At 70.4% G+C, this 11,488-nt stretch carries 9 protein-coding genes and 1 pseudogene; 4 read left to right on the forward strand and 6 right to left on the reverse strand.

The genetic code is table 11. The features are described 5' to 3' along the window. Positions 1 to 9: 9 nt before the first annotated feature. The 3 genes from H590_RS17065 to H590_RS0100920 all read right to left on the reverse strand — a co-directional run bounded on the left by H590_RS17065 (position 10) and on the right by H590_RS0100920 (position 2,826). Positions 10 to 888, reverse strand: coding sequence for a DUF4282 domain-containing protein (locus tag H590_RS17065; protein WP_126412737.1), 879 nt, complete (start codon positions 886 to 888; stop codon positions 10 to 12). Between the two features lie 70 nt (positions 889 to 958). Beyond that, the gene (alr, locus tag H590_RS0100915) at positions 959 to 2,101 is read right to left on the reverse strand and encodes an alanine racemase (RefSeq protein WP_028702069.1); all 1,143 of its coding nucleotides are present in this window, start codon (positions 2,099 to 2,101) and stop codon (positions 959 to 961) included. Between the two features lie 44 nt (positions 2,102 to 2,145). Further along, on the reverse strand, positions 2,146 to 2,826 hold the full coding sequence (locus H590_RS0100920; RefSeq protein WP_028702070.1) for an EcsC family protein: 681 nt from the start codon (positions 2,824 to 2,826) through the stop codon (positions 2,146 to 2,148). 122 nt (positions 2,827 to 2,948) lie between these two features. Between H590_RS0100920 and aat the strand changes: the two are divergent. After that, positions 2,949 to 3,662 (forward strand): annotated as a pseudogene (gene aat, locus H590_RS14150) (leucyl/phenylalanyl-tRNA--protein transferase); the annotation flags it as partial. On the opposite strand, the gene H590_RS19375 reads toward aat, so the two are convergent. Further along, on the reverse strand, positions 3,572 to 4,345 hold the full coding sequence (locus tag H590_RS19375) for a hypothetical protein (RefSeq protein WP_414973624.1): 774 nt from the start codon (positions 4,343 to 4,345) through the stop codon (positions 3,572 to 3,574). The pseudogene aat and the gene H590_RS19375 overlap by 91 nt on opposite strands. A gap of 140 nt (positions 4,346 to 4,485) precedes the next feature. Here H590_RS19375 and pheA point away from each other — a divergent pair, with 140 nt between their 5' ends. The 3 genes from pheA (at position 4,486) to H590_RS0100945 (ending at position 8,170) form a co-directional block, all read left to right on the forward strand. Continuing rightward, the gene (pheA, locus tag H590_RS0100935) at positions 4,486 to 5,439 is read left to right on the forward strand and encodes a prephenate dehydratase (protein WP_028702071.1); all 954 of its coding nucleotides are present in this window, start codon (positions 4,486 to 4,488) and stop codon (positions 5,437 to 5,439) included. A 108-nt stretch (positions 5,440 to 5,547) separates the two neighbouring features. Continuing rightward, positions 5,548 to 6,819 (forward strand): serine--tRNA ligase, encoded by a 1,272-nt coding sequence (gene serS, locus H590_RS0100940; RefSeq protein ID WP_028702072.1) that lies wholly within the window; start codon positions 5,548 to 5,550, stop codon positions 6,817 to 6,819. A 13-nt stretch (positions 6,820 to 6,832) separates the two neighbouring features. Then, positions 6,833 to 8,170: a DUF4921 family protein gene (locus tag H590_RS0100945; RefSeq protein ID WP_036980465.1), complete on the forward strand. Its 1,338-nt coding sequence runs from the start codon at positions 6,833 to 6,835 to the stop codon at positions 8,168 to 8,170. On the opposite strand, the gene H590_RS0100950 is transcribed toward H590_RS0100945, so the two are convergent. Next, the gene (locus H590_RS0100950; RefSeq protein WP_028702074.1) at positions 8,154 to 9,560 is read right to left on the reverse strand and encodes a GH1 family beta-glucosidase; all 1,407 of its coding nucleotides are present in this window, start codon (positions 9,558 to 9,560) and stop codon (positions 8,154 to 8,156) included. The genes H590_RS0100945 and H590_RS0100950 overlap by 17 nt on opposite strands. Next, entirely contained in the window at positions 9,557 to 11,488 is a 1,932-nt protein-coding gene (locus tag H590_RS0100955; RefSeq protein WP_028702075.1) for a cellulase family glycosylhydrolase, read from the reverse strand. Before H590_RS0100955 ends, H590_RS0100950 begins: the two co-directional genes overlap by 4 nt.

Here is an 11,488-nt window from a genome sequence, read left to right on the forward strand (position 1 = left end):
GCCGCTCGCTCACTCCTGAGGGGTGTCGTCCCCCTTGGCGAAGCGGTCGCGCAGGTCGCGGGTGTACTCGCTGGTGCGGATCAGCGCGATGATGTACTCCAGCTGGAGCCGGGACAGGGCGATGGCCAGCAGGGCCGGGATCCATCCCAGCACCAGGGCGGCCACCCCGACCGGGGTGGAGCCGGTGGAGAACGCGCCGATGATCATCCCCAGGTACCACACCACCGCGGCGGCGATGATGAGGATGTAGACCACCTTGACGATGGTCGGGGTGACGAACCGGGTGAAGGTGAGATCGAAGAGATTCGCCAGGAATCCGGGCATCTTCGGCCCCGCGGGCTGGTTCATCGGGGGCTGGTTCATCCCTGCCGGCGAGTAGCCGCCGGCAGGAGGCTCACCACCCCACCCGCCCTGGGGGTACTGGCCGGCGGGGGGATACTGCCCGGCCGCGGGCTGTCCCTGGTACTGCTGGCCGCCCGGGTAGGACTGGGAGGGCTGCGCCGGGTACTGCTGGCCCGGGTACTGGGGAGCCGAGGGCTGGCTGGCGCTGGCCGGATATCCCTGCGGCTGGGGGGCGGAGGGCTGGGTCGAGGGGGACCACTGACCCGGTTGCGGCTGTGGGGCGCCGTAGCCCACACCCAGGGCGGTGGTCTGGTCGGTCTGCCAGGAGGGCTGCTGGTCCGTGGAGGGACTGCTCTCGGGAGCAGGCTGGTCGCTCTGATGGGACTCGGTGGGCTCCCAGTCGGTCCGCGGGCGGATGGTGGTCTGGTCCACCGCGTTGTCGTCGTCGCCCTGTGACTGCCCGTCATCGGGGGCCGGACTGGAGTCCTGGCCTCCCGAGGTCGGGTCGTTGTCCCACGGATTGCGCTTCCACTGGTCGTCGGTCATGACCGCCATCTTGCCGTTCCCGAGGCCAGAGCCAAGACGATTCGCTCATCTCGGCGTGGTGGACCCGGCCTCAGGCGGTGCCGCCGACCCACACCCGGTCGACCCGCTTGGAGATGTCGCAGGTGATCTCGTAGCTGATCGTCCCGGTGAGCCCGGCCAGCTCGTCGGCGGTGACCACGGCGTCGCCCTGGCTGCCGATCATCACCACCTCGTCGCCGATCGCGGCGTCGGCATCGGGGCCGAGGTCGACCATGATCTGATCCATGCAGACCCGGCCGGCGACCAGGTGCCGTCGTCCCCCGATCAGGACCGGTCCGCGGCTGGACAGCAGCCTCGGGTAGCCGTCGGCGTATCCCACCGGGACGGTCGCGATGACGGTGCGCGAGGGTGCGGTCCAGGTGCGCCCGTAGCCGATTGTGGTGCCGGCCTCCACGGTCTTGAGGAAGAAGATGTGGCTGGTCCAGGACAGCGCCGGACGCAGCCCGATCCCCTGGGAGTTCGGGCCGCCCGGATCCGGGTCGTACCCGTAGCCGACGATCCCGGCGCGGACCATGGTGGTGCCGGTGAGGTCGTGGCCGAGGATCGCACCGGAGTTGGCCATGTGCACCTGGGGGATCGGCCCGCGATCCTTCTGGACGGTCTCCACGGCGCCCAGGAATCGACCGATCTGGACGATGGTGAAGGCTCGCCCGGTCGGGACGTCGCTGATCGGCAGGTGGGTGAAGACCCCCTCCAGATCGAGGTGGGCGCTGTGGTCGACCGCTGCGACCACCTCGCCCAGACGCTCGGGGGGAAGACCGATACGACCCATCCCGCTGTCGACGCCGATGTGGACCCTGGTGTGCAGCCCGCACCGGGCGGAGGCCTCCTCGACCTGGCCGACGGTCTCGGCGTCCAGGACGGTGAGCCGCAGTCCGGCCCGGACCGCGGCATCCAGATCCCACGGGTCGGCGGGGGACAGCTTGAGGATCGGCAGTCCGATCCCCGCCTCAACCAGCTCCTGGCCCTCGGCGACGGTGGCGACGGCCAGCCAGTCGGCGGCTCCGGTGGCCTCGACCTCCCGAGCCACCGCCACGGCGCCGTGGCCGTAGGCGTCGGCCTTGACGGCGAAGAGCACATTGCGGTCACCGGCACGTTGCCGCACCAGTGCCAGATTGGCGACGATGGCGGACAGATCGACGGTTGCGCGGGAGGGCGATGGACAGCGCGACATGACGGCATCCTCCCACCGGCGGAGGGGTCAGCCGCACACGGTTCTCACCGCGGACGGCGACTCGGGAACTGGGTCCTGGCGTAGCGGGCGACGTTCCAGGTGGTGACGCTGTCGGTGGTGGCGCCGATCCCTCCGCCGATCACCGGGATGCGACGTCCGATGATCTGGGGGATCTGCTTGCCGGCGGACTGGCCGACCAGCACCGAGAGGATCCGCACGGCCACCGTCTTCTCCAGGTCGGGATCGACGACCGGGGCGGTGGCGATGCCCATCGGGGAGCTCGGCAGGTCGCCGTTCTTGACCAGCTGGTCCACCTCGGACCGGGCCAGCAGGCAGGCCATCACGGCACTGCGGACCCGCTGGTCGTCGAGGTCGTAGCCGCGCAGGTGGGCGATGCTGGCCACCATCCGGGCCTGGACGATGGCCACCCCGGAGATGTTGGCCGGGACGGCGACCGCCATCGTGATGAACCCGCCGAGATTGGAGACGAACCCCTGGGCCCCGGCCAGCGCGATGTGCTCGCCGACGAGGTACTTGATCGACGCCTCGACGTCGCCCTCCTTGCGGGAGAGGGTCTTGGAGGCCGCCCGCCGGGCGCCGGGAAGGTTCGGAGCGCCGTCGATGGCGAATCCGAGCACCGAGCGCAGCAGAGATACTGCGAATCCCGGGGCCATGCTGGGTACCTGAGTCATGAGGGCCTTACCGATGTCGCTGCCGATCCCCATGGGGCATCCTCCTCACCCGGACCGCCCGGGTCACACTCCCAAGGTTAAGGGGTCCCGGCAACACCGGGAACGCGGGAGGCGAAGCTCTGGATACCGCCACGGCCGGGTGACAGACTGTGCCGGTGACCACACCTGAGCTGTTCGGGGACCCGGACCAGTGGCCCGACCAGGATCTGGTGGCCATCTCGGAGGCCTTCGGACCCCACCTGGTGCTGGCGGCCCTGCGCGAGGGCGTCTTCCCGATGCCCATCGACGACGACGAGGTGCCGGCGGAGCTGCGCGACGCGATGGGGTGGTGGTCTCCCCTGATGAGGGCGAACCTCCCGCTGGACAGGGTGAGGGTGAGCTCCAGCCTGCGCAAGTCGGCCAGGCACTACACCACCACCGTCGACCGGGACTTCGAGGCGGTCATCGACAGGTGCGCCGACCCCAGCCGTCCACTGGGCTGGATCGACGACCGGATCGCCCGGGCCTACCTCTTCCTGCACGATCGCGGTCACGCCCACTCGGTGGAGACTTGGGACTCCGAGGGCCGCCTGGTCGGCGGGCTCTACGGGGTCTCGCTGGGCGGGCTGTTCTCCGGGGAGTCGATGTTCCACGACCCCGAGCACGGCCGCGACGCCTCCAAGACCGCACTCATCAGGCTGGCGGTGGAGCTGGCCTCCACCGATCCGCGGATCCTCGACGTCCAGTGGCTCACCGACCACCTGACGTCGCTGGGAGCCGTCGAGCAGTCGCGGGAGGACTACCTGGAGGGTCTCGACGAGGCGCTCGCGGCACCGCCGGTGTCATGGACCCCGCCCAGCGCCCCGCGCTGGGAAGGAAGGCAGGTGCTGGCGGCATTCGACTCCCGACCCTGCGCGGCGACTCCGGACCAGCCGGCGGGGCAGGGCCCCGAGCCCGGCTCCGGGGCCGTCACCGAGGTGGTGCGGTAGCCGGCCACCAACCGGTTCATCTCCTCCACCAGCAGGGTCATCTGGTGCAGGGCCGCCGTCCAGCCGCTGCGCGCGTTCTGGAAGTGGTCCCACAGGGAGTCCGCCCCCGGCCACCAGCAGGCGGCCAGCCGGGGGGTCAGGGCGGTGAGCTCGGCGTCGATCCGGTCGCGGCACAGGGCCAGCTCATCGGCCCCCTGGACCATTGCGGCGGCCCTCGGGCCGGTTGCCGGGCAGCCGGCCCCCGAGCGGTCCGCCAGGTCGGCGGTCGGCGACTCCGGCAGGGGAGCCGGCCGGCTCCTGCCCGGGGTTGAGCGGGCCACCGCCACCAGGCACGCGTGGATCTCCTCCAGGCCCTGCTTGACCGAGTCGATCTGGAGGTCGAAGGCGGGATAGCTGCGGCAGAAGGCCTTCACCACGGTGTCCGACCAGCTCTGGTGGAGATCGTTGAGGGCATTTCCCAGGGCCAGCTGGCCGTCGCTGATCCGGGTGTGGGCGTCGTCGACGATCTGGGCGCAGGTCAGCGGTCCCTTCCGGGGCATCGGACCCGTGTCGGAGTCGCTGTCGATCGTGCTGTCGTCAGCCATCGCAGTGCTCCTCCTGTCGAACACCGAGGCCCTCGCCCGAGGAGCCCGGAACGCCTGACCGCTGGTACGGACCATGACCCTAGGCAACCGGGGGGTCAATGCGTCGGCGGGGGTCCCGCTGAGCCGGATAGGCTTGCCCGGTGCTCGGATATTTCGGTCCCGCCGGGACGTTCACCCACCAGGCCCTGAAGTCCCTCGGACAGTCGGACGCCCGCCCCTTCAGCTCGGTGACGACCGCCATCGCCGCCGCCAAGGACGGCGATGTGGAGGCCTCCCTGGTGCCGATCGAGAACTCGGTGGAGGGCGGCGTCTCGGCCACCCTCGACACCCTCGCCTCGATGGGAGACCTGCAGATCCTGCGCGAGGTCGTCATTCCGGTGCAGTTCGGTCTCTACGTGCGCCCAGGCACCACCCTCGGCCAGGTGCGCAACGTCATCACCCACTCCCACGCCGCCGCGCAGTGCCGCGGCTGGCTGGAGGCCCACCTCCCCAAGGAGGCCGACATCACCGAGAGCGGGTCCACCGCCGGGGCCGCCAAGGAGGTCTCCGACCCGTTCTCCCGCTACGACGCGGCGATCTGCGCGGCGGTGGCCGCCGACATGTACCGGCTGGTGCCGGCCGCCGAGAGCATCGCCGACAACCCCGACGCCCAGACCCGGTTCGTCCTGGTCGGACCGCGCGGCCACCTCCCGCAGCGCACCGGGGACGACCGGACCACGGTGGTCGCCTACATGCGCGAGGACCATTCCGGGGCCCTTCTCGACATCCTCCACCAGTTCGCCTTCCGGGGGATCAACCTGTCACGGATCGAGTCCCGGCCCACCAAGGGACGGCTCGGCAGCTACTCCTTCTCCATCGACGCCGTCGGCCACGCCGACGACGAGCGGATGGCCGCCGCCCTCAAGGGTCTGCACCGGGTCTGCGAGGAGGTCGTCTTCCTCGGCTCCTACCCGCACGCCGTCATCGACGGGGAGCAGACGGCCGGCCAGGTGCCGACCCCCGACGCCTCCACCGACCAGGCCTACCGGGAGGCCGAGATCTGGTTCGCCCGGGTCACCGGCCGCCAACCCGCTGACCAGATCAACGCGGACTGAGTCATGGCTCGATCAGCGCGGCTGCGCCCCGGGTCGATCAGCGCGGCTGCGCCGTGGGCCGAGCGGGCCGCAACACGACGGCGGACACAGATCGGTAGGATCGGGGCCATGATCGATCCCAAACTCCTGCGCACTGATCCGGACCGCATCCGACGCTCCCAGATCGCCCGTGGCGACGACCCGTCCGTCGTCGACGAGCTGGTTGCCGCCGACGAGTCCCGTCGCCACGCGATCGCCGCGCACGAGTCCCTGCGTGCCGAGCAGAAGGGCTTGGGCAAGAAGATCGCCAAGGCCTCCGGCGAGGAGAAGGCCGCCCTGCTGGCCCGCACCAAGGAGATCTCCGGTCAGGTCGCCGACCTCAAGAAGGAGGCCGACGCCGCCGAGGAGCGGTTCATCGAGCTCGACAAGACGCTGGGCAATATCGTCATCGACGGCGTCCCGGCCGGCGGCGAGGACGAGGGCGAGGTGGTCGAGACGATCGGCACCCCGCGCGACTTCGCCGCGGAAGGATTCGAGCCGAAGGACCACCTGGAGATCGGCGAGGCCCTCGGCGCGATCGACATGGAGCGCGGCACCAAGATCTCCGGATCGCGGTTCTACGTGCTCACCGGGATCGGCGCCCAGCTGGAGATCGCCCTGCTCAACCTGGCGATGACCAAGGCCGCCGGCTGGGGATTCACCCCGATGATCCCGCCGGCCCTGGTGAAGCCCTCGGCGATGGAGGGCACCGGGTTCCTCGGCCAGGCCGCCGACGACGTCTACTACCTGCCCAAGGACGACCAGTACCTGGTCGGCACCTCCGAGGTCGCGCTGGCCGCCTTCCACTCCGAGGAGATCCTCGAGGACGCCGAGCTGCCCAAGCGCTACGTCGCCTTCTCGCCGTGCTTCCGCCGCGAGGCCGGCTCCTACGGCAAGGACACCCGCGGCATCTTCCGGGTGCACTGGTTCGACAAGGTGGAGATGTTCGTCTACTGCCTGCCCGAGGAGGCCGAGGCCTGGCACGCCAAGCTGCTCGGTTTCGAGAAGGAGTTCATCGAGGCCCTCGAGATCCCCTTCGAGGTGCTCGACGTCGCCTCCGGGGACCTCGGTCTGTCGGCCGCCCGCAAGTACGACTGCTACGGCTGGCTGCCCACCCAGAACCGCTACCGTGAGATCACCTCGACCTCCAACTGCACCACCTTCCAGGCCCGCCGGCTGTCGATCCGGCACCGCGGCCCTGAGGGCGTCGCCCCCCTGGCCACCCTCAACGGCACCCTGTGCGCGATGACCCGGATCATCATCATGATCCTGGAGAATCACCAGAACGCCGACGGCTCGGTCACCGTCCCGGTCGCCCTGAGGCCTTACCTGGGAGGCCGCGAGACCCTCTCCCGGGCCTGATGGGGTGGACGATGTGACCCCCTCCGGGAACGAGGACCAGTACTACCGCGAGCTCCCTGACGGGACGATCAAGCAGACCAACCCCTTCTCGGGGGTCCAGGTGTGGACCGTTCCCGGACGGGGGGCCCGCCCGCTGGGCCGCCCGCTCGCCAATCCGCGCCCGATCGGGGACGCCGAGCGGGTCTCGGCCTGCTCCTTCTGCGCCGACCGGCTGCTGGAGACCCCGCCCGAGAAGTGCCGGCTGGTCGGGGACCCCTTCGGGGACGTCCGCGGCGGCTTCCGGACCCTGCGTCACCTGCCGGTGGAGGAGTTGACGGCCAGCACCGCCGAGTTCCGACGGGTTCCCAACCTCTTCGAGATCCTCACCTGGCAGTACTGGCACGACAACCACGGCATCGACCTGTCCGATGACGCCCGCAGCTGGCAGGAGTCCTACCTGGCCGATCCGCAGGGGATGGCCCACGTCTGTCGCGTGCTGGACGCCAAGTTCGCCGCCCAGGGGTTGTCGCTGCGCGCGGACCGGCTGTCGGCGGACGATCTGCGCCGCGAGTCGGCCCCCTTCTTCGGCGGCGGGCACGACGTCATCATCGCCCGGCGTCACTACGCCGACGACGCCGCCACCACTGCCGGACTGGCCGGCTCCGGTCAGCTCAGCGTCGTGGAGCACCGCGCCTTCATGGCGATGACCGTCACCGCCACCGCCGATCTGTACCGGGCGAATCCCCAGGCCCGCTATGTCGCCGTCTTCCAGAACTGGCTGAGGCCGGCCGGGGCCTCCTTCGACCACCTGCACAAGCAGCTGGTGGCCATCGACGAGATCGGCGCCAGTAATGAGTCGGCGCTCGAGGCGGCCGCCGACGACCCCTCGCTGTTCAACCGGTGGGGTCCCGACTTCGCCATCGACCACCATCTGCTGCTGGCCGCCAACGACCACGCGGTCGCCTTCGTCACCTTCGGGCACCGCTACCCGGCCGTCGAGGTGTGGTCCACCAGCGGGATCGACCAGCCCTGGCGGATGGACCCCGAGGAGGTGGACGCCGTCTCCGACCTGGTGCACGCCGTCCACGTCGCGGTGGGGGTCGATGTGCCGAGCAATGAGGAGTGGCACCACCGGCCGGTCCAGGTGAAGACCCCGATGCCCTGGCACATCGTGCTGAAGCTGCGGGTCTCCAACCCCGCCGGGTTCGAGGGGGGCACCAAGATCTACATCAACACCATCTCTCCGGCCTCGCTGTGCGCCCGGCTGCTGCCCAGACTCATCGACGCCCGCCGGGAGCACCGGATCGCCGAGGGGATCCGGCTCGGCGACGAGTGCGACCTTCCCAGGGGAGTGCTCAGGGCCGCTCACTGAGCCGGCGGGTGGCGATGAGGCCGCGGTACCAGTCGAAGGAGGCCTTGGGGGTGCGGGCCAGGGTCCGGTAGTCGACCCGGACGATGCCGAACCGCTTGGAGTATCCGTAGGCCCACTCGAAGTTGTCCATCAGGGACCACAGGAAGTACCCCTCCACCCTCGCGCCGGCCTCGCGGGCCCGGCCGACGGCGGCGATGTGATCGTGCAGGTAGTCGATCCGGTCGGGATCGGCGACATGTCCGTCCTGGTCGGCCCGGTCCTCGAAGGCGGCCCCGTTCTCGGTGACCATCAGCGGCAGATCCGGGAACCGCCGCGAGGTGGCCACCAGCAGATCCGTCAGCCCCTGGGGCTCGATGTTCCAGCCCATCGCGGTCAACGGTCCGGTCGGGTCCAGGAAGGCGATGTCATCGCAGGCCGGCCAGGGGGAGTGGCCGGTCTGCCCGTGTCCCCCCGAGGAGTCCGGGTCGTCGGCGCGCCGGGGGCGCACCGTCATCGTCGAGTAGTAGTTGATCCCCAGCACGTCGAGGGGCTGGTGGATCTCCGCCAGATCCCCGGGGGCCACGAAGGACCAGTCGGTCACCGGGGCGGTGGCGGCGACCAGCTCCTCGGGCAGCCGGCCCTCGAGCATCGGGGAGAGGAAGACGTCGTTGCCGATCGTCTCGACCGTGCGGGCGGCGGCCCGATCCGCGGGGTCCTCCGGGTCTTCCGGACGGGCCACCTGGAGATTCAGGGTGACCGAGCACCGGGCGTCGGGCAGCACCTGGCGGATCGCCTGGACGGCCAGTCCGTGGGCCAGGTTGAGGTGGTGGGCCACCTTCACGGAGAGGGCCGGATCGGTGATCCCCGGCGCGTGGACCCCCGAGCCGTGCCCCAGGTAGGCCGCGCACCACGGCTCGTTGAGGGTGGTCCAGGTGTCGACCAGGTCGCCCAGTTCGGTGGCCATCACGGCGGCGTAGTGGGCGAAGGCCTCGGCGGTGGACCGTTCGGCCCACCCGCCACGGTCCTGGAGTGCCTGGGGGAGGTCCCAGTGGTAAAGGGTGATGACCGGTCGGATCCCCGCGGCGCGCAGTCCCTCCAGCAGGGTCCGGTAGAACGCCACCCCCAACGGGTTGACGGCACCTGTCCCCCCGGGGAGGATCCGCGGCCACGCGATGGACAGCCGGTAGGCGTCCACCCCGAGGTCCCTCATCAGGGCGATGTCCTCCTGGTACCGGTGGTAGTGGTCGCAGGCGATGTCTCCGGTGTCCCCGTTGTTCGTGCGTCCGGGGGTGTGGCTGAAGACGTCCCAGATGGAGGGGCCGCGACCGTCCTCGGCGACCGCCCCCTCGATCTGGTAGGAGGCGGTGGCGGTGCCGAAGAGGAAGGGCCGGGGGAAGACGTGGGAGGTCATCGGTTCTCCTGAGGTGACGGTGTGCTGACGAGGACCGCGACCCCGTACGGGTCGAGATGGACCGGTCCGGTGACCGGCTCCCCGTCGAGGGTGCTGAGGGGTTCGCGGCTGTGGACCCGGGCCTCGGTGGCCTCGGGGCGCTCGCTCACCAGGATGTGGAAGATCCTGCCGTCGTCGTGCTCCATGGCGTCGATGAGGACGCGGGGATCCTCGACCTGCACCGGAGACTCGATCCCGGCGATGAGGCCCAGCGCCCGGTAGAGACGCCAGGTGTCCTCCGGGTTGGCGTCCCGGCGTCGAGCGGCGAAGTGCTCCAGAGGAAGGGTGGACAGCACCGCCAGCCCGCGACCGTGCTCCTTGACGACGATCATCGGACGGCCGGCGGCGTCCACCGCGACCACCCGCCCGTCGGTCACCGTCACCGGCAGGAAGGCCCGCGAGTTCTCGGTCCCGGCGGTGGGGAAGGTCAGCACCGTGCCGGCCCGCAGATCCCCCAGATCGGCCAGCAGACGCACCTCGACGAGGTCGTCGACCACCGGGTTGTTGATCCCGTAGGCGAGGTCGTTGCGCACCCCGAACAGCTCCTCGGTGGCACTCCACCAGGGGCCGCGCTGGGAGGGGGACTCCCCGGCGCAGTAGGAGGCGTAGACGCAGGCTCCCGCCTCGGCCAGATCCACCAGCTGGTGCCAGCTGGGAGCGGTGAGTTCCTTGACCGAGGGCACCAGGTAGAGGCGGTAGCCCTCCGGCAGACCGCCGTCCTCCTGCTCGCGGACCACCCCGACGGCCAGTCCGGCCTCCTTGGCGGCGATGTAGGCCTGCTCGGTGTGGCGGACCACCAGCCGTCGCTGGGTCTCGTCGACCGACAGGTAGCCGGCCGCGAGGTAGGAGGAGACGACCAGGGCGGCGTCGACCCACGCCCGGTGGCAGTGCGGGAAGTCGATGCGCTCCAGCAACCGGGAGAACTCCGCCAGGGCCTCCAGCGGCGGCTTGGGCCGGCCGTGGCTGTCGGTGATCCCGAAGTGCAGCTCGAAGGGGTGGTGGCTGTAGGGGCGCTGGCCGGCCAGGTCGTCGAAGTCGGTGTTGTTCCAGGCGATCCAGCCGACCGCACCGGCCAGCAGGGTGGTGGTGAGCACCTGCCGGTAGTAGCTGCGGGAGTGCTCGGGGGAGGCGAAGTCGCTGGACAGCCCGAACTCCTCCAGAACCACGGGCCGACCGCCGATCGCGGCCAGCTCGCAGACGAAGGCGGCCTTGAGGTGGGACCGGACGATGTCGGTCTCCATCTGGTAGACGTGCGGGCCGACGTAGTCGGTGAATCCAGCCAGCCGTCGGGTGGAGAACCCCGAGGCGTGGCCGCTCATGTCGGCGCCCCAGGCGCCGTCTCCGATGGACACCGGCTGGGTTCCGCCGCCGGCCCGGACCGCCTGGACCATGATCCGGGCCCATGTGGTGACGGTCTGCTCCTCGGCCTCCCCGGCGTAGATCGGGATCTCGTTGGAGATCAGCCATCCGGCGATCGCCGGATGGTCGGCGAACCGCCTGGTGAGGTTCTCGATGTACCAGGCCTGCTGACCGACCATCCAGACATCGCAGTAGAGGGAGCGGCCGTTGCGCCAGGCCGGGTCCCAGTTCTCGCCCGACATGTGTCCCACGATGAAGGTCGGGATGGTGGACATCTCCAGTTCCCGGTGGGCGTCCAGGAAGTCGGCGAAGCGGTCGGCCTTCTCCTCGTCGATGACCTCGGGTTCGGGCTGGAGGTCGGGCCAGTAGAAGAAGGAGCGGGTCATGTTCAGGCCGTGGTCGTGCAGCACGGCCAGTTCCTCGCGCACGACGTCGGGGGAGTAGTTCCGCCACATCAGCGGGCCGCCGGTGCGCGACCAGAAGTTGGCGCCCAGCCAGGTCTGGGGCAGGCGGGGGTCCAGGCGATCCAT

The sequence above is a fragment of the Acidipropionibacterium jensenii DSM 20535 genome (genome assembly GCF_000425285.1).
Classification (GTDB): Bacteria; Actinomycetota; Actinomycetes; order Propionibacteriales; family Propionibacteriaceae; genus Acidipropionibacterium; species Acidipropionibacterium jensenii.

Bases quoted from the DNA above. Each gene is read 5' to 3' on its own strand.
- H590_RS17065 (WP_126412737.1), bottom strand. From the start codon at position 888: ATGACCGACGACCAGTGGAAGCGCAATCCGTGGGACAACGACCCGACC.
- alr (WP_028702069.1), bottom strand. From the start codon at position 2,101: ATGTCGCGCTGTCCATCGCCCTCCCGCGCAACCGTCGATCTGTCCGCC.
- H590_RS0100920 (WP_028702070.1), bottom strand. From the start codon at position 2,826: ATGGGGATCGGCAGCGACATCGGTAAGGCCCTCATGACTCAGGTACCC.
- H590_RS19375 (WP_414973624.1), bottom strand. From the start codon at position 4,345: ATGGCTGACGACAGCACGATCGACAGCGACTCCGACACGGGTCCGATG.
- serS (WP_028702072.1), top strand. From the start codon at position 5,548: ATGATCGATCCCAAACTCCTGCGCACTGATCCGGACCGCATCCGACGC.
- H590_RS0100950 (WP_028702074.1), bottom strand. From the start codon at position 9,560: ATGACCTCCCACGTCTTCCCCCGGCCCTTCCTCTTCGGCACCGCCACC.
- H590_RS0100955 (WP_028702075.1), bottom strand. From the start codon at position 11,488: ATGGATCGCCTGGACCCCCGCCTGCCCCAGACCTGGCTGGGCGCCAAC.